The 20,964-nt window shown below is 69.4% G+C and carries 18 protein-coding genes and 1 tRNA gene; 4 read left to right on the forward strand and 15 right to left on the reverse strand.

Annotation, left to right across the window (positions count from 1 at the left end; translation table 11 throughout):
* Positions 1 to 77: 77 nt before the first annotated feature.
* From ACFWQC_RS23635 to ACFWQC_RS23650, 4 genes are read right to left on the reverse strand one after another with little or no spacing between them, the layout of a single operon-like run.
* Positions 78 to 452 (reverse strand): universal stress protein, encoded by a 375-nt coding sequence (locus ACFWQC_RS23635; protein ID WP_378683720.1) that lies wholly within the window; start codon positions 450 to 452, stop codon positions 78 to 80.
* A 46-nt stretch (positions 453 to 498) separates the two neighbouring features.
* On the reverse strand, positions 499 to 2,580 hold the full coding sequence (locus ACFWQC_RS23640; RefSeq protein ID WP_378683723.1) for a tripartite tricarboxylate transporter permease: 2,082 nt from the start codon (positions 2,578 to 2,580) through the stop codon (positions 499 to 501).
* A gap of 10 nt (positions 2,581 to 2,590) precedes the next feature.
* Positions 2,591 to 3,790 carry a Bug family tripartite tricarboxylate transporter substrate binding protein gene (locus ACFWQC_RS23645; protein WP_378683726.1) on the reverse strand — a complete coding sequence of 400 codons (1,200 nt, stop codon included), beginning with the start codon at positions 3,788 to 3,790 and terminating at the stop codon, positions 2,591 to 2,593.
* Positions 3,791 to 3,848: 58 nt separating this feature from the next.
* Complete coding sequence (locus ACFWQC_RS23650) at positions 3,849 to 4,958, reverse strand: PrpF domain-containing protein (protein WP_378683729.1); 1,110 nt, start codon at positions 4,956 to 4,958, stop codon at positions 3,849 to 3,851.
* Positions 4,959 to 5,165: 207 nt separating this feature from the next.
* On the opposite strand from ACFWQC_RS23650, the gene ACFWQC_RS23655 reads away from it, so the two are divergent.
* Positions 5,166 to 6,083, forward strand: coding sequence for a LysR family transcriptional regulator (locus ACFWQC_RS23655; protein WP_378683732.1), 918 nt, complete (start codon positions 5,166 to 5,168; stop codon positions 6,081 to 6,083).
* A 16-nt stretch (positions 6,084 to 6,099) separates the two neighbouring features.
* Here ACFWQC_RS23655 and ACFWQC_RS23660 read toward each other — a convergent pair whose 3' ends face one another.
* Together ACFWQC_RS23660 and ACFWQC_RS23665 are read right to left on the reverse strand one after the other, a co-directional pair.
* Positions 6,100 to 6,345: a hypothetical protein gene (locus tag ACFWQC_RS23660; protein ID WP_378683735.1), complete on the reverse strand. Its 246-nt coding sequence runs from the start codon at positions 6,343 to 6,345 to the stop codon at positions 6,100 to 6,102.
* Between the two features lie 62 nt (positions 6,346 to 6,407).
* A complete protein-coding gene (locus ACFWQC_RS23665; protein WP_378683738.1) occupies positions 6,408 to 7,331 on the reverse strand; it encodes a LysR family transcriptional regulator in 924 nt (307 codons plus the stop codon).
* Positions 7,332 to 7,413: 82 nt separating this feature from the next.
* Between ACFWQC_RS23665 and ACFWQC_RS23670 the strand changes: the two genes are divergently transcribed.
* On the forward strand, positions 7,414 to 8,625 hold the full coding sequence (locus tag ACFWQC_RS23670; protein WP_378683741.1) for an MFS transporter: 1,212 nt from the start codon (positions 7,414 to 7,416) through the stop codon (positions 8,623 to 8,625).
* A gap of 4 nt (positions 8,626 to 8,629) precedes the next feature.
* Here ACFWQC_RS23670 and ACFWQC_RS23675 read toward each other — a convergent pair.
* The 5 genes from ACFWQC_RS23675 to ACFWQC_RS23695 form a co-directional block, all read right to left on the reverse strand.
* Positions 8,630 to 8,705: transfer RNA gene (locus ACFWQC_RS23675), tRNA-Val, on the reverse strand.
* 183 nt (positions 8,706 to 8,888) lie between these two features.
* Positions 8,889 to 9,353: a peroxiredoxin gene (locus ACFWQC_RS23680; protein WP_378683744.1), complete on the reverse strand. Its 465-nt coding sequence runs from the start codon at positions 9,351 to 9,353 to the stop codon at positions 8,889 to 8,891.
* Entirely contained in the window at positions 9,350 to 11,014 is a 1,665-nt protein-coding gene (locus ACFWQC_RS23685) for an AMP-binding protein (protein WP_378683747.1), read from the reverse strand. Before ACFWQC_RS23685 ends, ACFWQC_RS23680 begins: the two co-directional genes overlap by 4 nt.
* 69 nt (positions 11,015 to 11,083) lie before the next feature.
* Positions 11,084 to 11,500 (reverse strand): DUF3052 domain-containing protein, encoded by a 417-nt coding sequence (locus ACFWQC_RS23690; protein WP_357340428.1) that lies wholly within the window; start codon positions 11,498 to 11,500, stop codon positions 11,084 to 11,086.
* Positions 11,501 to 11,632: 132 nt separating this feature from the next.
* The gene (locus ACFWQC_RS23695; protein ID WP_378683750.1) at positions 11,633 to 13,192 is read right to left on the reverse strand and encodes a TIGR03767 family metallophosphoesterase; all 1,560 of its coding nucleotides are present in this window, start codon (positions 13,190 to 13,192) and stop codon (positions 11,633 to 11,635) included.
* Between the two features lie 283 nt (positions 13,193 to 13,475).
* On the opposite strand from ACFWQC_RS23695, the gene ACFWQC_RS23700 reads away from it, so the two are divergent.
* A complete protein-coding gene (locus ACFWQC_RS23700) occupies positions 13,476 to 13,748 on the forward strand; it encodes a hypothetical protein (RefSeq protein ID WP_378683753.1) in 273 nt (90 codons plus the stop codon).
* Here ACFWQC_RS23700 and ACFWQC_RS23705 read toward each other — a convergent pair.
* The 3 genes from ACFWQC_RS23705 to ACFWQC_RS23715 form a co-directional block, all read right to left on the reverse strand.
* Positions 13,732 to 15,066 carry a hypothetical protein gene (locus ACFWQC_RS23705; RefSeq protein WP_378683756.1) on the reverse strand — a complete coding sequence of 445 codons (1,335 nt, stop codon included), beginning with the start codon at positions 15,064 to 15,066 and terminating at the stop codon, positions 13,732 to 13,734. The genes ACFWQC_RS23700 and ACFWQC_RS23705 overlap by 17 nt on opposite strands.
* 744 nt (positions 15,067 to 15,810) lie before the next feature.
* Entirely contained in the window at positions 15,811 to 15,933 is a 123-nt protein-coding gene (locus ACFWQC_RS23710; protein WP_378683758.1) for a hypothetical protein, read from the reverse strand.
* Positions 15,934 to 15,947: 14 nt separating this feature from the next.
* Positions 15,948 to 18,908 (reverse strand): alpha-mannosidase, encoded by a 2,961-nt coding sequence (locus ACFWQC_RS23715; protein WP_378683761.1) that lies wholly within the window; start codon positions 18,906 to 18,908, stop codon positions 15,948 to 15,950.
* A gap of 86 nt (positions 18,909 to 18,994) precedes the next feature.
* Here ACFWQC_RS23715 and ACFWQC_RS23720 point away from each other — a divergent pair, with 86 nt between their 5' ends.
* Positions 18,995 to 20,182, forward strand: coding sequence for a glycosyl hydrolase (locus tag ACFWQC_RS23720; protein WP_378683764.1), 1,188 nt, complete (start codon positions 18,995 to 18,997; stop codon positions 20,180 to 20,182).
* 2 nt (positions 20,183 to 20,184) lie between these two features.
* Here ACFWQC_RS23720 and ACFWQC_RS23725 read toward each other — a convergent pair whose 3' ends face one another.
* Positions 20,185 to 20,949, reverse strand: a complete 765-nt coding sequence (locus ACFWQC_RS23725; protein WP_378683767.1) for a siderophore-interacting protein — start codon at positions 20,947 to 20,949, stop codon at positions 20,185 to 20,187.
* Positions 20,950 to 20,964 lie beyond the last annotated feature (15 nt).

A 20,964-nucleotide genomic window follows, 5' to 3' on the forward strand; every position in this document is an offset into this window, starting at 1 on the left:
TGGCATGGCAGATCATCGCGAACAAGGCTGAGCCGGGGATCAGCCAAATGGCTGATGTGGCAGCGCCTTGTCCTCGCTCAGGTGACGGCCACGGACGGCTTGACCGAGAGCACGGGGCAGGTGGCGTCGAGCAGGATCCGCTGGGCGGTGCTGCCGAAGACCAGCTTGCCGACCGGCGTCCGCGCGCGCAGGCCCAGGACGACCAGGCGCGCGTCGAGCCGCTGGGAGACCTGGATGACGGTGTCGCTGGGGTCACCCAGGTCTCCGCGCTCGACCTCGACCCGGCCGCCGAGCTCCGGCCACCGACCTTCGATCTCCGCGACGTCGGGGACACGCTCGTCGCGCACGGCGGGCACGATGACCACGGCTTCTCCCTCTCGGGACTCGGCGACCGCGGCCGTGACGGCGGCGTGTCCGGGCGGGGTGTCTGCGTAGGCGACGACGATCGTCATCGGCGTTCCTTTCGGCGGTGCGTGGACGGGCAAGAGGTCGGCGCGGTCACTGCAGCAGTCCCATCGGCAGGTCGACCGGAAGCAGCGACGGCAGAGCCAGCAGCACTGCACCCAGGACGAGGGTGTAGATGATCGCCGTGCGTGGCCGGGTGCGGGCTGCGTACAGGAGGAACACCGGGGTGAACACCAGGGTCGCCGCGAGGTAGCCGCCGAGCATGACGAGAACCAGGAACGCGGCCATCGCGACAAAGGTGCGCATGGCGATCACCAGGTCGTGACGCCGGGCCAGGGCTCGGGCGTCGAGCGCATGGTCCACACGGGTGGCGACCGTCGTGGCACCGGACCCACCGGACCCACCGGACCCACCCGTCGGCTCGAGGCTGTCATCGAGCGTGTCGCGCCGGGTGGCCTGCCGCCTCGCGCGCAGCTCCTGCCAGGTCAGGATGAGCGCCGCGGCCAGACCGCCGACGGCTACGAGTCGCGGCATCAGCGCGGCCTCTGCGGAGAACGACCCGCTCACCCACAGCGCGCCGACGAAGACGAGCACCGCGACGACGGCAACGGCGAGGGACCAGGGAGTACGGGCCAGCGAGCCCTCGAGCTCGTCGCCGTCCTTGTCGTCGCTCTCGTGCTCGTCCCGGTGGCCGTCGTCGGCAGCCCCCGAGGCTCGCCGGAACCTCTTGATCAGGGACCAAGCCAACGGCACGATCAGCAGCGCGGCGAAGACGAGCACGCCGGGTCGCGCGACCCAGGAGGCACCGTCGTACAGGCTCGCGGTCAGGTAGTAGTAGCGCTCCATCGGGATGGCCAGGACGAAGCCGATCAGGAACGGAGCCCGCGGCATCCCGGTGGCCTTGAGGAAGAAGCCGACCACGCCGAGCGCGACCATCACCCACAGGTCGCCGATCTGGCCACCCTCCTGGAACGCGCCCAGGAGCATCACCACGAGAAGACCTGGCCCGAGCACCGCGAAGGGCACCTTGGTGAGCTTGGCGAGCGAGCCGGTGGCCAGGAAGCAGAGGAACGCTCCGGCGACCGAGGCGATGGCGAAGGCCCATACGATCAGGTACATCAGGTCGAGATGGTCGGTGACGATCGCCGGCCCCGGCTGGATACCGTACGTCAGCAGCATCCCGAGCAGCATCGCCGACGGCACGCCACCGGGGATGCCGAAGAGGAAGGTCGGGATCAGGTCGCCGGCCTCGACGGAGTTGTTGGCGCTCTCCGGACCCACGATCCCTCGCGGGTCACCCTTGCCGAACTTCCGCTTGTCCTTCGCGGTGGCGACGGCCTGCCCGTAGGCGAGCCAGGTGCCGGCGGTGGCACCGACGCCGGGCAGCACGCCGGCCCAGATGCCGATCAGAGCGCCCCGGATGACGTGTGTCCAGTGGGTCAGCCACTCGCGGATGCCGGATCCCCAGCCGCCGGTGAGCTCCACCGGCTTCTCGGTGACTCGTCGCTGCCCCACCCGGCTGGCGATCTCGGCGAGCCCGAACACGCCCAGCGCGACCGCGACCAGGGAGATGCCGTCGCTGAGGAACAGTGACCCGAAGGAGAACCGCTCCTCGGCGGTCGTGGGCGAGGTGCCGACGAGACCGAGCAGGAGCCCGAGCAGGCCGGCCGTCAGGCCCTTGACGACGTTGCCGCGCGAGAGCACGGCCGCGAGCGAGACCCCGAGGATGGTCAGCATGAAGAGCTCCGGACTGCCGAAGGACAGCACCAGGGGCCGGGCCAGCGGGATGGCGAGGGTGAGCCCGACCGCTCCGATCAGGCCGCCGGCCATCGAGGAGAGGAAGGCGAGCGACAGCGCCCGTTTGGCCTGTCCTTGTCGTGCCATCGAGTAGCCGTCAAGCATCGTCACGCTGGCCGAGGCGGAGCCGGGTGCGCCGAGAAGTACGGCGGCGACCGTGTCCGAGGTGTGCACCACGGCCAGTGCTCCGATGAGCATCGCGAGTGCGGGCTCGGGCTCCATGCCGAACGTGATCGGGAGGAGGATCGCCACCGCGCCGGTGCCACCGAGGCCCGGGATCAGGCCGATGACCAGACCGGCCACCACGCCGACGGCAAGCATCATGAGAAGCGAGGGATCGGCCAGGGAGGCCAGGGCCGAGAAGGCTGCGTCAGTCATGTCTCTGCCCTCAGTCGATCGTGATGTCGTAGTCGGTCTCGAGCAGCTCGAGGACGTCTTGGCGGACGCTCTCGTCCACCTGGTACGCCTCACCGATCCGGTCGGCGAGGTCGGGTGAGGCATCGAGCGGATAGCCACCGAGCACCTCGGCGGCGGACTTCTGGAACGCGGGATCGGCACCCATCTCGTCAGCCGTCGAGCGCAGCAGCTCGACCGCCTCGTCCGGTGTGCCCTCGGGCACCCAGAGCGCCTTCTGGTAGGTGTAGGTCAGCGCCAAGATGGCGCGGTAGGTCTCCATCGCCTCGGGGTCCGGCTGCTTGCCATGGAGCTTCTCGTACGCCTCGACGACGGTCGGCAGGTCGGGGAAGTTGGGATCGCGCACGATCTCACCGTCCTCGTTCACCTGCCCGAGCGAGAAGAGCGGCACCGCGGTGCCGTCCTCGACCAGCGGCTCGACCGCCGGCTCGTACGACGATGTCGTCTGGTAGTCGATGTCGACCTCGCCGCGCTGGAGCGCGAGGTTGACCGGCCCGCGGCCCTCGAAGCCGAAGGTCGAGTCGATGTCGGCGGAGAGCAGGTCGAAGGCCAGCATCGTCGTGAGGTCGAGGCTGGTGGCCGCGATGCCCCCGAAGATGAGCGGCTTGTCCCGGTCGACGAGGTCCTCGATGCCGTCCACCCCGGCGCCGGTCCGGGCATAGACCACCGCGCCGGTGCCGTTGGCCAGAACGGGCCGCAGCTTGTTGAAGTCGTAGCGCACCGCCGGCATGTCAAGGAGGTAAGGCACCACCGTCGAGGCGGTGCTGACCAGCACCTCGGTGCCGTCGGTCTTCGCCGAGGTCATGAAGTGGTTGGTGCCGAGGATTCCCTCGCCACCGTCGTCGTTGACCGGAGCCAGGCCCGGGGAACCGGGCACCGCCTCGGTCAGCTCGGCTCCGACGAACCGCGCCCAAGTGTCCGTGCCACCACCCTCGGCCAGCGGGATCATCATCTCGACGGTCTCACCCGAGTAGTCGCCGTCGGCCGTGGAGGCGGCCGGATTCAGGAAGTCCCCGCCGAGGAGGGAGACGCCCACCGCCAACGCGGTGAAGCCGGCGAGGACGGCGCCGGCGAGTCGTGGGGTCGGCGCAGGCCGCTCCGGCGGCTCCTGCGGCGGGCCGGCATCCTCGTCTGCGGTCGTGGTCACGTCCTCTTCTTCGACGTGCTGGGTCATGGGTTCCTCCAGGTGTAGCGAGCCTCACACGGGCATCCCGTGTCAAGGGGTCAGATGGTCAAGCCGATGCGGACGGCAGCAGCGGGGGATCCGGCAGAACGACCGATCCGTGGGCGAGGCGGCGGTAGGTGCGTACGACACCGACGACGGGGACGCCGTGGTGCTCCTCGGCGAAGGTGCTGACCCTGCCCGCCGGCGTTCCGAGCCGGAGGCCGGTGGCGGGACGCCCGGCCGGAACGAGGTCGTGGACCACCGTTCCGGGAGCGTCCGCGGCCAGCGTCAGCGCGACCGAGCCGGTCACCGGCACCGCCGGATGGAAGCGACCCATCGACAGCATGCGAACGGTCAGATCGCTCCCCTCCTCGCCGGCCGGATCGGGTGCCGAGACGAGCGCGAGTTTCGGAACGGCCCGGGCGACGCTCTCCTGAGTCGGGGCGAGCCCCATCAGGACACCTGCCTCCCGGCGTACGGCATCGAGGCGGGCGAGGAGCCCGGGCACCGTGTCGAGCTCAGCGATGTCCTCGCCGCCGCGCACACCGAAGTCGGCGGCGTTGGCCGCGACGACCGGAGCGCCCGCGTCGATGAGCGTGACGGTCACCCCGCCCACGGCCTCGGACAGGACGTCGCGCTGATGACCCGTCGGGAAGAGCCGTCCGGTGCTCCGGCCCGCCGGGTCGACGAAGCCCATCCGCACCGGAGCGCCGAGGAAGGGAACGCCGGGGATGGCCTCGGACGGGTCCTCGTCGAGTACGCCTCCGGGGGTCGGCACGCGCTGCACGATGAGCTGGTCGGTGTTGGTGTTGAGGACCCGGACAGCCGTCTCCGGTGTGCCGGTCCGCACCCATCCTTCGCGGATCGCGAACGAAGCGACCACCGCGGAGCAGTTGCCGCAGTTGCTCCCCCAGTCGACCTTGGCCTCCTCGATTCCGACCTGGGCGAACGTGTACTCCACGTCCACCCCGGAGGTCGCCGAGGGCGCCAGGATGACCGCCTTGCTCGTGGTGGACGTGCCACCGCCCACCCCGTCGATCTGACGGTGGTCGGGGCTGCCGTAGATCCGCAGCAGCACCTCGTCGACGGACAGATCCGGGACGTGCAGGTCGTCGCGACGGAAGACCCAGCACTTGCTGGTGCCACCCCGCATCCATGTCGCGGCGATCTCGCGCATATTGCCTCCTGGGCCGAGTCGTCCGGGCGTTCCGGACCCACACAGACTGGAGCCGCGTGACTTGTAGCACAATCACGAGTTCGAACATGATCGTGTAGCAGAACTGCATGCTCAACAGGCGCCTCCGGGACGCCTCTGCACCCCGCCCGGCGTCGGCGCGGCTGAAGCAGCACTGCACGCCCCTACATGGCCATGTAGAAGACCTTCATGCAGACTGGGATCGTGCTCGACATCAAACGGCTGCAGATCCTGTTGGCGATCGTGGAGGAAGGGTCAGTGACCAGCGCGGCCGCGGCGCTGGGCTATACGCCTTCAGCGATCTCGCAGCAGCTGCTCAGGCTCGAACGCGAAGCCGGGCAGCCGCTCCTCGACCGCCATGCCCGGGGCATGACCCCGACGGACGCCGGCCTCGTCCTCGCCACCCACGCCCGCAAGGTCCTGCGCCAGCTGGCCGCTGCCGAGTCGGACCTCGCCGACATCGCCGGCGTGCGGCGCGGCAGCGTCACCCTGGGGACATTTCCCACCATCGGCAGCTCGTTCCTGCCTCTGGCCGTCCGCCGCTACCGCGAGCTCTACCCCAACATCGCGCTGACCATCCACAGCGGTCGCGAGGACGATCTCGTGCGCATGCTGGAGGAGGGCAAGGTCGCCATGTCCCTGCTGTGGGACTACGCCTGGGAGCGGGTCGTCAACGACGAGCTGGTGCTGACCGAGCTCTTCACCGACCCCACCGTGCTCCTCGTCGGCGCCACCCACCGCCTGGCCAGGCGGCGTACGGTGCGGATGGCCGATCTCGCCGAGGAGCCCTGGATCATCCGCGCGGGCGGCCACCCGGTCGTCGAGGTCCTGCAGCGGAGCGCCGTCGCCGCGGGCTTCAACCCGACCATCGCCTTCCAGGCCAACGACTATCAGGAAGCCCAGGCCATGGTCAGCGTCGGACTGGGCATCGCGCTCGCACCGAGAACGGCCACCGTCAACCAGCATCCCGACGTACGCGTGATCTCCCTCGGCGACACCGCTCCTCCACGACGCGTCCTCGTCGCCCACCGCGCGGGCCGGGTCCGCAGCGCCGCCGACCTGGCCCTGCACGACGTGCTCGTCGAGACCGCCTCGACCTACTCCTGAGCAGCAACGGAGGGGCTCAGGCCTGGTCGCCCTCCCAGACAAGCGGCTCACGGGTAGGGAGCGGCGCGGTGAACCCGACGCGTCGTACGGGGTCGAACTCGGTCTCGCTCCCGGGCTCGTCGGTGTGGACCCGGTCGGGACCGCCGGAATGGCTGACCGATGCCTCAGGAAGGGCAACGTCGTGGTGGAGGACCTCGATGGTCCCGTCGAAGTAGCCCCGTGGCGAGGCGTCCTGTCGTCCGGCGATGTTCCGACCTGCCATGCGCCTCATGATGGCACTGCGCCATCCTGTGCCGCACCGATTTCACCGAGGAAGCGGAAGGATCACCCGGCCAGGGGACGCAGGCCGATCTCGGTCAGTCGCCGACCGCGGCGCCGGAGCAGGTCCTGGAAGGCAGCCGCGAGCGTCGAGGGCCTGCGGTCGAGCCAGCAGGCACCGATGTGACGTACGGCCTCGGGGTCGGTCAACGGCACCTCGACGCAGCCGACAGCTCCGTGCGGGTCGCGGGGTGCCAGGCTCACCCCGAGACCGGCGGAGACCAGCCCTCGGAGCGTGGCGAGGTCGTCGCCCTCGAAGCCGATCGTGGGCGTGACGCCGCTGGCCTGAGCGAGGCCCTCGAGCAGCGTACGCATCCCGTAGCCGCGCTTCATGCAGATGAACGTCTCCGCGCCGGCCTCCTCGAAGCTCACCCGGGCGCGTGTCGCCAGGCGGTGGCCAGGCGGTACGACCAGGACCAGGGGCTCGGTGTGCAGCCGCCACTGGCGCATGCCGGAGCCCTCCTCGAGCGGTGAGATCAGCGCGACCTCGGCGGTGCCGTCGGTGACCGCCTCCAGGCACCGCGGACGCGAGGTCTGGATCAGGTCGACGGACGTGCCCGGATGCTCCTGGAGGAACGCCTTGACCAGCGCCGGCACGACCCGCTCGCCGAGGGTGCTCTGGAACGCGAGGGCGATCCGTCCGCGGGCACCTGACTCCTGGGCCTGCACCGCCTCGATGCCAGCGGTGGCCGCCGCCACCGCGGCGGCGGCGTGCGGGGCCAGCGCCTCCCCCGCCCTGGTGAGCCGCAGACCTCGTCCGTGCCGCTCGACCACGTCCACGCCGAGCTCCCGACCGAGGCGAGCGAGCATGCGGCTCACCGTGGGCTGCGGCATCTGCAGCAGCTCGGCGGCGGCGAGCGTCTGTCCCGTCTCGGCCAGGGCGGCGAGGGCCGGGAGCATCGGCAGGACGTTTCGTGCGGCGGCATCCACACCACCATCGTATGCGAATCAGCATTCTTTATGCACCATCCATGCATTGGACGCATGGTTCTCTGCTCCTTAGCGTGATGGGGTGAACGAGCAGGCAACGACCGTCCCGGGGCGTCGACGGGTACTGATCGCTCTCGTCGCGATCGGGATGACGACATTCGTGCAGCTCTACTACCCCCAGGCACTGATCCCGGCGCTCAGCCGTGACTTCGCCGTCGATGCCTCGCGGGCCGCCCTGACCGTCTCCGGGGCGACGATCGGACTCGCCGTCGCCGCGCTCGGCTGGTCTTGGATCGCCGATCGGATCGGCCGCGCGAGGGCGATGACGATCGCGATCGTCGCCGCGGCGGCCATCGGGCTGGCCCTCCCGCTCGTGACGTCGTTCCCCGTCCTCATTCTCCTCCGCGTCGTCCAGGGCATCGCCCTGGGCGGCACCCCCGCGCTCGCCCTCGCCTACCTCGCCGAGCAGGTCAGCCGACGCGACGCCATGGCCGCCGGCGCGACGTACATCTCCGGCACGGTCGTCGGCGGCCTGGTCGGGCGGCTGATCGCCGCGCCGATCGCCGACGTGAGCGACTGGCGTGCGGCGGCGCTCGTGGCCGGATGCGTCAGCGCGCTCGGCGCCGCCGTCGCGGTCACCACCCTGCCGTGCGAGCGCCGCGACCGACTCAGCCCCGCGACATCACGGCCTGGACCAGCCGGCGTGTGGCCGGGGATGGTCGCCAACCTCACCAACCCCGGGCAGCTCGCGCTCTACGCACAGGCCTTCTTCCTGATGGGCGCGCAGGTGGCGGTCTTCAACTACCTCGGCTACCGGCTCGAGCTGGAGCCGTTCGACCTCCCGCCGGCACTGACGGCGGTGATCTTCCTGGCCGGCCTCTCCGGTGCCGTCTCGGCCCGGCTCGCAGCCACGCTCGCCGGACGCTTCAGCCGCAGGCGCGTACTCCAGGCCTCGTCCCTGACCATGGTCGCCGGCGCCGCGATGACGATCCCCGACCGGCTGCCCTCGGTCCTGATCGGACTGCTGCTGTTCACCACTGCCTACTTCTCGGCACACTCGATCGCGTCAGGCTGGGTGGGCCCGATGGCGACCACCGGGATCGCCCAGGCCACCTCGCTCTACACGCTGTTCTACTACGCCGGCTCCAGCCTCTTCGGTTGGCTCGGCGGTCTCGCCTTCGCGGCCGGCTGGACCGGCACCGCGACCATGGTCATCGCGATCACCCTGATCGCCTACGCCGCCGCCCGCACGCTCCTACCCCGATCCCAAAACCAGGATCCGGATCCGAGGTGAGACATGGTGGACGCAGAGGGACTCGAACCCCCGACATCCTCCTTGTAAGGGAGGCGCTCTACCAACTGAGCTATGCGTCCGAAGCGCCCCAAGAGTACGCGATCAGGGGCGGGCCCGACGAACCGGGCCGTAAATGGAAGTTGAGCCGCTGACGTCTCGGGTCATCAGCGGCTCAACACCTAAAGAATAGATCCCACCCAGGGCATAGGAAAAGCCATGTAACCAGCCTGTTAACGGACCTTTGATGACCCGTAAACTACTTCCTACGCCGCCGCGTGGAGCTGCCGGAGATGCTCGTCGAGGTCGCGGCCGTCGGCATTGTCGTTGTGCACGGCCCACCGCACGACACCCGACTTGTCGATGATGTAGGAGGAGCGTCGCGGGGCGCCGGTGCGGTCGTTGAAGACGTCATAGGCCTGGGTGACCTCGCCGTGCGGCCAGAAGTCGGAGAGCACCGAGAAGTTGAGCCGGTCGGTGTCGGCGAACTGCCGCATGGCGTACACCGGGTCGCACGAGATCGCCAGGACCTCGGTGTCGAAGGTGACGAACTCGTCGAGCCGGTCGCGCAGGCCGCTCATCTCGCCGGTGCACACGCCGGAGAAGGCGAACGGGAAGAAGAAGATCGCGACGGCCTTCTTGCCGTGGAAGTCGGAGAGAGTGACGTCGGCGCCGAACTGGTCGCGGAGCGTAAAGTCCGGAGCCGGACCACCGATCTCGAGTCCACTCACTGCCCTGCCGCCCTCTCGCCGTTCGACTCTGCCGCCTCGTTGTCCCAGGTGGCCAGCTCGCGCCGGAGCACCTTGCCGGTCGCGTTGCGCGGCAGAGCCTCGGTCACGACGATCTCGCGTGGCACCTTGAAGCGAGCCAGATTCTCCTTGACCCAGTCCTTCAACGCCGCATCGACGTCACCCTCGGCGCCAGGAACCAGCACCACGAACCCGCGCAGCCGCTTGCCGAAGTCGGCGTCCTCGACCCCGACACAGGCAGCGTCGGCGACGAGCGGGTGGCGCATGAGGCAGTCCTCGACCTCCTGCGGGAAGACGTTCTCGCCGCCGGAGACGATCATGTCGTCGTCACGGCCCTCGACGTAGAGCCGGCCGTCGGGCCCGAACCGCCCGACGTCGCCGGTCGCCATCAGACCGTCGACGACCTCCTTGCCGCCTCCGCTGGTGTAGCCCTCGAAGAGGAGCCCGTTGCCGACGAAGATCCGGCCGGCCTCACCATCGGGTACCGGGACGCCGTCACCGTCGAGGATCTTCATCTGTGTGCCCCACGGAATCTTGCCGGCCGAGGTCGGCGCCTCCCGCAGGTCGACGGGGTCGGCGATCGAGGCATAGGAGACCTCGGTCGAGCCGTAGATGTTGTAGAGGCTGTCGCCGAACCGGTCCATCCACTCCAGCGCGAGATCGCCAGGCAGCGCCGAGCCGGAGGACGCGACGGCCTTCAGCCGGGAAGCGATGCCCTCCAGGTCGTACGCAGCCAGCGTCTCCTCCGGCAGCGACAGGATCCGCTGCATCATGACCGGGATGACCACGAACGAGTCGGCTCGGGTCTCCTCCAGCGTCGCCAGCGCGTCCTCCGGGTCGAACCGGCGGCGCAGGATCATGGTGGTGCCGAGCAGCTCGGCGAAGAGCAGGTGGGCGATCCCCCAGGTGTGGAAGAGCGGCGCGGCGATGAAGCAGCGCCAGCCATCCTTCATCGGCATCCGCGACATCAGCGCGATCGCCGCGTCGACCCCGGCCTCCTGACGCGGCGCCGACTTGGGCGCTCCCGTCGTGCCGGAGGTGAGGATCACGATCCGCCCGTGCCGCTTCGGCGGCTGCACCGGACGCGCGTCGCCGTGGACCAGCGACTCGAGAGTCGCGCCAGGGTCCGCGGAGTCGACCCACGCGACCAGGCGATCGGCCGAGGTCGCCGAGGACAGCAGCCCGGTGAACTCCTCGTCGTGGATGATCAGTGCGGGCTTGTCCCGTTCCAGCACCCCGACGAGCTGCGGACCGGCGAAGGCGGTGTTGAGGTAGAGCGCGTCGGCGCCCAGCTTCGCGACCGCCAAGGTCGCGTCGACGAACCCGCGGTGGTTGCGGCACATGATCGCGACCCCGTCGCCCTCACCGACCCCCCGGGCCGCCAAGGCCCGGGCGATCGCGTTGGAGCGACGGTCGAGCTCGGCGTACGTCAACGAGCCGAGCTCGTCGATGAGCGCGGTGCGTCGCGGGTAGCGGTGGGCGAGGCCGATGAAACCGCCGGCCGGCCCGGTGCCCCAGCGCGCCAGCGCCAGGCCGGTCCGGGCGAGCCCGAGGGGGTTGACCGGCCGGACGATGCCGGAACCGGCCAGGATCTTCGCCGCGGATCCGGCGGTGCGCGCCTTGGCAGCCGTAGTCGAGAACACCGTTGGGAGTGTAGCCAGGCTCACGCTAGGTCTCCTGTGGGTGTCCAGCGGTCCCAAGACTCGCCGGCATCAGACCGGAGTCTTCGGCGCCAGCAGACGCGTCGCGGCCCAGTCCTTGCTCACAGATGCGGTGGTGGTCTGGGACAGTCCGGCGATCGGTGCGGCCTCGGCGATGTCGGCCGGGTCGACCGCACCAGGGCGGCCCACCTTCGGCGTCAGCAACCAGATCACGCCGCCTCCGACGAGATCGGTCAGCGCGTCGACGAGACTGTCGACGAGGTCACCGTCGTCGTCGTCGCGCCACCACAGCAGCACAGCGTCGACCACGTTGCCGTAATCGCCGTCGACCAGGTCCGCGTCGACGGAATCTTCGATGGCGACCCGCAGCTCGTCATCCGTATCGTTGTCCCAGCCCAGTTCCTGGATGACCATGCCGGACTTGAGGCCCAGCCGGTCCGCAGGCCCTGTGGCTGCGGTCGAGCTCACGTGTCGTTCCTCCAAAAGCTTGATGTCCACGCCGCTTGCATGAACTTGGTTGGTGGTAGTCCAGCGGAGAACGCTGGTCCACGCAACCCCACCCGCCTGTCATACGCTAGATAACGGCGTGTCGGAGGCCTTTCAGGCCCTCGGATCGAGCAGATGGAGCAGTACGTTGCGATCCTGCGCCGTCCCTGCCGACGGGTGCTCGGCGAGGCGCACCTTCGGTCCCTGCCAGTCGTTGGCGGACAGCTCACGAGACAGCGAGGCGAGGTGGCCCACCTCCTCGATCGACCCGCTCCAGCGCGCGGGACCGGCGTGGTCGAGCATCGTGGTCGCGATGGTGAGCACGTCCCCGTCGGAGATCAACTCGACGATCCGGCCCTGCTGCGGCCAGTCGATCAGGGACGGAGCGGTGACCTCCCACCACGAGCCGCGAGGCTTCACCGACGTACGATGCGTGTGCCCGTTGAGCCAGAGCACAGCGCTCTCATGACGTGAGACGGTCTGCTCGACCTCGTCGCTGAGCACCCGGCGGGAACCGCCGGCGCCGCTCATGTCGCTGACCAGCGAGGCCACGTCGTGGTGACTGGCGATCACCGCGAGCCGCTCGTCGTAGTCCGTGGAGGCGAGCACGGCATCGAGCCACTCCAGCTGCTCGGCGTCGATCGATCCCTGGAAGCCGCCGGCCGGGTTGACCGTGTCGAGGACGACGAAGGTGACCTCGTCGTTGGCGTCGTAGCGGTAGTAGGGCTTGCCGCCTGCCTTGAAGCCGTGGCCCGGCGGCTTCGCCTCGTCGTGCACGTGGGAGTCGACGAACTCCTGCAGCGTCGTCTGCCGGCGGCGCCGGTCGGGGGTCACCTCGTACGGCTCGAGCTCGGCCAGCATCCCGAGCGCCACCGGGTCACCGGAGATCAGCCCGGCGATGAGCTTCGCCTTGGCCTCGTCGGTCCAGTGCTCGGGCATGGCGATCGCCTTCAGGTCGCCGACCGCGATCTCGCCGATGGCGGAGCTGCCCGGCACGGTGCCCTGCAGCAGCCCGTCATGGTTGCCGTTGACCGCCAGCCAGGGCACCTCCAGCCCGGGTGAGTCGATCGCCTTGCGCACGGCCTTGAGCAGCCCGGGGACGAGGGGGAAGCCGTGGTCTCCCCGACGCATGTCGTACGTCTCGCCCTGGGGGTGCCAAAAACGCTTGTCCGGCAGGGCTGCGACGCCCTCGTAGTGCAGCATGTCGCCGGAGTCGGGGGTCAGCCGGCCGCCGTCGAGCAGGGTCAGATACCAATCGAGCTCGTTGTACTGCCCGTTGTCGGTGTTGTCGCCGGTCGCGATCGCGAGGTCCAGCGGGCCACCGCCGACGGGACCCTCGGTGATCTCGTTGACCGCCTCGACCATCGCCGCGCCGACCTGCGCGGTCAGCAGCTCCTGGGCCCGGTACGTCCCGATCTCGTCGATCAGCTCACGGGTCGTGGTGTCGGGGTCCATGAGCCGGTCCAGGACCTCGACCCGCGCCGGCGACTGGTGGTCGCAGATGTGCATGTCGGACAGGTGCGCGACGGTCAGCACCGGGTCACCCAGATCCTCGGGCTTCCGCGCCAGATCGGTGCGCGAGACGTGGCGCTCCTGCGGCCCTTCGGCCAGACGTACGTAGGTGCCCTTCCGGCCACCCGCGACGATCCGCCCGCTCTCGCTCGTGACACCCATCTAAGCCGCCTCTTCTCCCTCACGACCGGCCGCCGCGATTCGTGGGCGAACGATACTCCCAGGCGCCAGGTCGCCGCGGTCCCGACCGGGTAGAGAATGTCCGTGTGATCGACCGGGCGGAACCAGATCGAGGGGCACAACTGCGATCCCAGTTGCTCCGTGCCTTCCCCTCGGCTGCGCTTTCGGCCGCTCATCGCGCCGTCGACCTGGTTCCACCAGCAGAGTTCTCGTCCCCCGGCCTGATCCAAGCCAGCGCGCCCTCGGCCTCGCACTGAGTGGGGATATGGACTGGTGCGCGCCCTTCGTCGTACAGCTGCTCGGCGAGTACGTCGTCGAGATCTGCATGGACATCGAGGAGCTTCTTGCTGACGGCGCGATGACCTATCCGAACGTGGCTCGCGGGCTCCAGCACTTCGCTGAGTCCAACCCGGCTTTCATGGCGCTCACACGAGCGCGCGCGACGAGCTACTGGTCGGAGTATTACCGGGCCGACTTCCCCCACATCAACACGTATCCCGCGATCCGTGCGCTCGACCAGATCAGGCGGCGAGCCTGAGTGGTGGGTCGATGTCGCTGCTGACGTCGACGGTGCCGGCTGGTCTGACGAGGTATTCGTAGCCGTGGTGGCTGCGCCATCGGTAGGTGCCTGCTCGGATCCGGTGATAGCGCCAGCCGTGGTGGGTCTTCATCCGGTGGTGCTGACGGCACAGCGGAGTGAGGTTCTGACTGCTGGTCGGGCCGCCGTCGGCGTAGGCGGCTCGATGGTCGAGATCGCAGTGTTCGGCGCGGGCCTGGCAGTACGGGAAGCTGCACTTCTGGTGGATCAGGACGGCCTGACGCCGTTGCCGGGCGGTCGGGATGTACCCGGCGGTCTCGATATCTTCGGCCAGGTCGACCACGATGGTCGGTTTGATGACGGTTCCGGGGGTGGTGGCCCACTGTTCGAGACGTTCGATGCTGACCAGGCCACGGGTGTTGGCGAGGCGCACCAGCCCGGTACCAGCCAGTTCGCGGGTCTCGGTGTGGATGACCAGCTCGATCACCCGAGCGACGCCGGGGACTCCGTCAAGGGAGCCGGAGTTGTAGGCCCGTGCCAGCACCCCGAGCGCCGCGGCCCGTCGTAGGTCGAGGCTCGCGTCGGCGTAGTCGTCGTGGTCGAGGAGGCCGTGCGCGATCGTCGCGACGGCTTGTTCGAGGTCGAGGGCGTCGGCGGCGTCGAGGACCCCGTCGACATAGCCCAGCGCCAGGACGGCTTGGCCTTGTTCAGCGCCCGTGCCGACAAACGGGGTCGTCTCGTTGGTCGTAATGGTGACCGAGCGGTGCTCGGCTGCATCCGATTCCGCGATATCGGCAGCGACATCAGGCTCGAACAGTGCCGCGGCCTGGGTGATCGCCCGTTCGAGCTGGATGGGTCCCATCTGGTGGGCGTAGGGCCCGATCTGCTGGTCGACCCAGGCGACGACCTCGGGATCGAGGTGGCGGGTGAGGTCCGCGATCCGCCGCGCCCGCCAGGTCAGCAGCGACCCGTCCAGGATCCGTGCCCAGACGTGCTTGAGGCGGTAGCGCAGCTCGACCGCGTCCCCGAGGAACCTCTTGCCCGCCTGGGTCGACCGACCCAGAGCAGCCGCGAACTCCACCGCCGCGGCCTCCGAGACCAGCGGCGCCCCGGGCCCGGCCAGGGGCAGCATCCGGTCCCCGAACACGTCGCCATCGAGCCGTGCTGCTTCCTCCACGTCGTCGACCGAATGCAGTGCCGCGAACCTGGCGGCAGCGATCAACACATCCCGGTCAGCCTGCTCCGCAACCGCCCGAGACGTACGCACCACGGCCAGCAGACCGCTGGTGGTGTCGTCGGGGTCGAGGAGTGCTTCCATGACCCGTATTTTACCAGTGACCACCGACAGAATCCGACGCATTTTCCCTGATCAGATGGCATACTGACGCCAGTTTCGGGGGCGGGTTGGCGGGGACACGCCAACTGACGCGAGGTGCCGGGCCCGAGCTCGGCAACGCCGGCACCCGACCCGAACCGAAGCCCGACAGGGCTAGGCCGCCGACCCGATAGCCAGCCATCTTTTTCGAGGTGGTGGCCGGAGTCCAGGACCGCCGAAGGTGGCCGGCGGGCCGAAGGCCCGTCATCTCGACAAGCTCGATACATCGCCTTGACGCCGGCCGCCACCTCGAAGACCCTCCCGAAAGGGTCGGCGGCCAAGCATGCGGCAGCGACGAAACACTGTCCCTCCGAGAAAGCCCAAGCCGAGACTCAGCCGGTATAGACCGTCCCCTTCCCATACAGCGCCTTGGTGACGGACGAGAGATACCCACTCGCGTCAGCAGACCCGAGGTTGTGCGTGTTGAACACCCCGTACCCCTGAGAGACCGTCGGAGAGGCAAGACTGGCAGCAGTCGAAGACGAGGTGCCCTGGATGTTGATCGCCGCAGGCGCCAGCGCTGCTTCCCGAGCCCAGGAACGTCAGGCACACCCCAGGTCCCGTAGTAGGGATTCCAGGCGTAGTCGAGCAGGTAGACGAAGGAGAAGTCGTCGGGCTGACCGGTGCCGTTGGCGCCGTAGTCGGCCCACTCGTCGTCGAAGTCGATCCCGTCCGGTCCAGAGCGGGTCACCACCGAGGCGACCTGGTCGGCGAACGTCTCAGCCGCAGGCCGATGTCGAAGACGTTGCCGTCTCCGGCGGCGCCCACGCCGAGCAGCATGTGCCTGCGTGAGATGTGGGGAACTGACATGGTGCTGGTCTCCTTCAGTCGCGGTGGAACCTCAGGGTGCGGACCTCGAAGGCACCGAGCCCGAGCGCGACGACACCGCCGTCAGCGCTCACCTCCGCGATGGGGTCCTCCACGAGCGAGATCTCCTCGACCCGCCCGAAGCTCTCGGCGACACGCAGCTCCCCCTGCGTACGCGCGCCGGTCGACTCATAGACACGCACGACCAGGTCGCCGGAGCGGTCGGCGGCGAGCTTCACGCTCGAGATCACCAGACCCGCGCCGGAGACGGTCACCAGTGGATCGACCGCACGGGCTCCCGACACAGGACGGGCAGGCGTGTTGAGCGCGGCACCCGCCTCCGTGGCGTCCGCGACGGAAGCCCCGATGACCAGGCCGTAGCGGTGGGTCTGCACGCCCTGGTCGGTCTCCGGGTCGGGGAAGCGCGGCGCGCGCAGGAGCGAGAGCCGTACCTCCGTCGTCATCGCGGTAGGCCGGGTGACGTCGAAGCCGTACGTCGAGTCGTTGACCAGCGCCACCCCGAACCCAGGTTCGGAAGCCAGCACCCAGCGGTGCATCGAGGTCTCGAACTTCGCCGCCTCCCAGGAGGTGTTGGTGTGCGTCGGGCGGCGGTGGTAGCCGAACTGGGTCTCGGCGAGCGTCTGTTCGGCCTTGACGTCGAGCGGGAAGGCGACCTTGAGGAACTTCTCGGTCTCGTGCCACTCGGTGCTCTGCGAGATGTCGAGCACCCGCGAGCCGGGAGCGAGCGAGAGCACCTGCATGGTCGAGGAGTCGGCGGAGATGGGGCGCTCGATGACCAGCCCGTCGGGCGTGACCGAGATCGAGGTGACCTCGCGCAGGTCGGTGACCCGGTTGCGATAGAACCGGTCCACGTCCCAGGCGTCCCACATGTTCGGGAAGTCCTGGTGGAGCTGGAGCAGGTTGGCCTCGGCCCCGGCCGGGATCGCGTCGCGCCCGGTCGCAAGATCGATCGCCGAGGTGATCAGCCCCTCGGCAGAGACGGTGACCTGGACGATGCCGTTGTCCAAGACGTACGCCCCGTCCTGCTCGATCACGGAGACCGCCGCCACGGGCTCGGCCGCCGTGACCGCACCCGAGCGCCCGTCGGCACGCAGCGCGACCGTGCCTTCCCCTGCAAGGGCGGTGAGGGAACGCTTGATCAGGGCCGTGGCCGCCTCCGCGACCCGGGCATACTGGGAAGCAGCCTCGCGGTGGACCCAGGCGATCGAGGTGCCCGGCAGGATGTCGTGGAACTGCTGCAGCAGGATCTGCTGCCACAGCGCGTCCAGCTCGTCGTAGGGGTAGTCGAGAAGACCACGAACGGAAGCGGTGGCCGACCACAGCTCGGCCTCGACGAGCAGGTGCTCGCAGCGCCGGTTGCCCTGCTTGGTGAGGTGCTGGGAGGTGAGGGTGGCGCGGTGGAGCTCGAGGTAGAGCTCGCCGACCCACACCGGCGGCTCGGCGAGCTCCGCACGAGCCTCGGAGAAGAAGTCGTCGGGGTGGCGCCAGGACACCTGGGCGGAGCCCTCCAGGTCACGGAGCCTGCGGGCCTTGCCGGCCATCTCGCGGGTGGTTCCGCCACCGCCGTCGCCCCAGCCGACCGGGGCGATCGACCCGGTGGCGAGCCGGTTCTCACGGAACTGGCGCGACGCCTTGGCGACCTCCTGGCCGGAGAGCCGGGAGTTGTAGGTGTCCATCGGCGGGAAGTGGCTCAGGATGCGGGATCCGTCGATGCCCTCCCACTCGAAGGTGTGGTGGGGGAACTTGTTGACCTGGTTCCAGGAGATCTTCTGGGTGAAGAACCACTCGAACCCCGCCCGCTTCATCAGCTGCGGCAGGGCCGGCGAATACCCGAAGGAGTCCGGCAACCAGACGCCACGGCAGCGGATCCCGAACTCGGTCTCGAAGAACCGCTGGCCGTAGAGGAACTGCCGCACCAGCGACTCCCCCGACGGCATCGTGGTGTCGGACTCGACCCACATCCCGCCCAGCGGGATGAAGCGACCCTCGGCGACGGCGGCCTTCACGCGCGCGTAGACCTCGGGGCGGTGCTCCTTGATCCACGCGTACTGCTGGGCCGACGACATCCCGTAGCGGAAGTCGGGGTCCTCGCCGAGCAGCTCGGTCATCGAGGAGGTGGTGCGGGCGACCTTGCGGATCGTCTCGCGCACCGGCCACAGCCAGGCGGAGTCGATGTGGGCATGGCCGATCGCGGCGATCTGGTGGGCGGAGTCGTGCGCGGTCGGCTCGAGGACCCCGGTGAGAGCCGAGCGGGCCGAAGCCGCCGACTCCGCGATCTGCTGCAGGTCGACCCGGTCGAGGGCGTCGTCGATGGCCTGCAGGATGCGGGACTTGCGCGGCCCCTCGGGCAGCTCGACCTGCAGCTCGTGGAGCGTCTCCAGGTCGAGGCAGAGCTCGAAGACGTCCTCCTCGAAGACGGCCAGCTCGATCCGACGGGTCGTGTAGAGCTTCTTGGGCGAGGAGGTCCGGATGTCGCCTTCCTGGGTGGGCAGGAAGGGGTGGTAGTCGAGCAGCACCGGGTTGGCCGCGGCCTCCAGGAAGAGCTCGATCTCTTCACCACCGGCCGCCGCTGAAGCCACCAGCACCCACTGGTTGCGCGGGTTGAGGCTCTTGATCGGCTCGCCTTCGGGGGTGTAGACCAGCCCCTCGCACTGGAATCCGGGCTTGTTGACGTCGAAGCCGAGGTCGCAGACCAGCTCCACGCGCCTACCGGCCCACTCCGCGGGCACCGTTCCGGTGATCCGGAACCAGGTCGTCCCCCAGGCCGGGCCCCAGTCGGTGCCGACCTCGACCTTCTCGTACGTAAGGGCCAACCCCTCCGTGGGAGGGATCGGCTCGCCCGGCAGCTCGTGCCACTCAACGCTCACCGGCGCCGCGATGGTGTGGACCGCCGGCCACAGGCGCTCCTTGAGGACCCGGCTCACCCGGCCTTCGGTGAGGTGTACGTCGTCGTGCATCAGTGCTCGTCCTCGCTCACTAGAATTCTCACTTCACGGTCGTCTTCAACCTCGCGCCGCAGCGTCGAGGTCCATATATTGCGCGGGTGCCAGCGATTCCTACACCCTCGACGACTGCCCCGTTGCGCTTCGGCGCCAACCACGTGCCCTCATCCGGCTGGTTCTACTCCTGGCTCGACTTCGACGCCGACCAGATCGCGCGCGACTTCGACGACCTCGCGGGTCTCGGCCTCGACCACGTACGCATCTTCCCGGTCTGGCCGTGGATCCAGCCCAACCGCTCGCTGATCCGGTCCTCGGCGGTCGACGACGTGCTCACCACCGTCGACCTGGCCGCCGCCCGCGGGCTCGACGTCTGCGTCGACCTGATCCAGGGCCATCTGTCCAGCTTCGACTTCCTGCCCTCGTGGGTGCTCACCCACCACCAGCGCTCGCTCTTCAGCCACCCCGAGGTGCGCGAGGGTCTGCGCACCTACGTCGACGCCCTCGCCGGTGCGGTCGCCACCCGGGACAACGTCTTCGCGCTGACCCTCGGCAACGAGGTCAACAACCTGTGGCCGTCCAACCCGACGACCGTCGCCGAGTCCCGCTCCTGGGCCCAGGAGCTCCTCGAGACCGCGCGCAAGGCCGCCCCTGGCCTGCTCTGCCTCCACTCGCTCTTCGACGACGCCTTCTACGCACCCGACCACCCCTTCGGACCCGCCGACGTCACCACCCTCGGCGACCTCAGCACCGTGCACTCCTGGGTCTTCAACGGCGTCGGCGCGATCGACGCGCCCCTGGGTCCGGCCACGCTCACGCATGCCGACTACCTGGTCGAGCTCGCCGCTGCGTACGCCGCCGAGCCCGGGCGCCCGGTCTGGCTACAGGAGATCGGCGCTCCCCTGCCGGAGATCGGACCCGACAGCGTGCGCGAGTTCGTCACCGGAACCGTCGACCACGTCGTCCAGAACCCTGCCCTGTACGGCATCACCTGGTGGTGCTCCCACGACCTGGACCGATCGCTGGTCGACTTCCCCGAGCGGGAGTACGACCTCGGTCTCTTCACCGTCGACCACCGTCGCAAGCCTGTCGCCGAAGCGCTGGCCGAGGCGATCGCCGAGCACAGCGGCCCTCGCCCGACACCCACGAAACGACAGCAGCTCGAGTGCCCCGTCGACCTGATCCGCGAACCCGAGCGCCGCACGGAGATCGCCCCCGGCAGCGACTTCCACCGCGCCTGGGTCGCCGCCCGGGTCGGCGGGCCTGTCGAGATCGTCCCGCGGAGGGCCTGAGCTCAGCGAGCGGCGTACGCGGCCTGGCGCTCGGCAGCCTGGCTGCGCTTCCACGTACGGAAGCTCTCCTCGTTGTTCCCGCGGCGCCAGTAGCCGGAGATCGACAGGTCGCCGCGCGGCACCCCACGGTCGCGCAGCAGGTAGGGACGGATCCGCTGCATCGTGACCTCGGCCTCGCCGTGCACGAAGGCGTGCACCCGGCCGAGCAGGCAGGGCAGCTCACGGACGACGGCATCCAGCGGCGGGTCGACGGTGGCGTCCAGCCAGCGCACCTCGACCCCGGCCGGCGCCTCGACCTGCTGGAGATGCGACGCGGAGGGCACCTCGATCACCGCATAGCCGACCGCGTCGGCCGGCAGCGCCGCCAGCGCCGCCCGGATCGCGGGCAGACCGGACTCGTCACCGACGAGCAGGTGCCAGTCGGCGGCCGGGTCCGGAGCGTACGTCCCGCCCGGCCCGCGCATGGTGAGCACGTCACCGGGACCGGCAGTCGCCGCCCACCGGCCGGCGACGCCCTCGTCGCCATGGTGCACGAAGTCGATGGCCAGGGTGCCCTCGGCGACCGAGGGGTCCAGCGCCGTGTAGGTGCGGCAGACGGTCGAGCCGTCGCCGACCGGGATCTCCAGACGTACGAACCGATCGGTGCACACGCTGCCCTCGAACGCGGAGAGGTCCTCGGTGCGGAGATGGACGCGGGTCATCCCAGCGCTGAGACGCCGGGTCGAGGTGACCACGACCCTCGTCTCCGGCTTTGTCTCCGGCTTCACCGCGCGAAACATGAG

The organism is Nocardioides sp. NPDC058538 (assembly GCF_042719275.1).
Lineage (GTDB): Bacteria > Actinomycetota > Actinomycetes > Propionibacteriales > Nocardioidaceae > Nocardioides.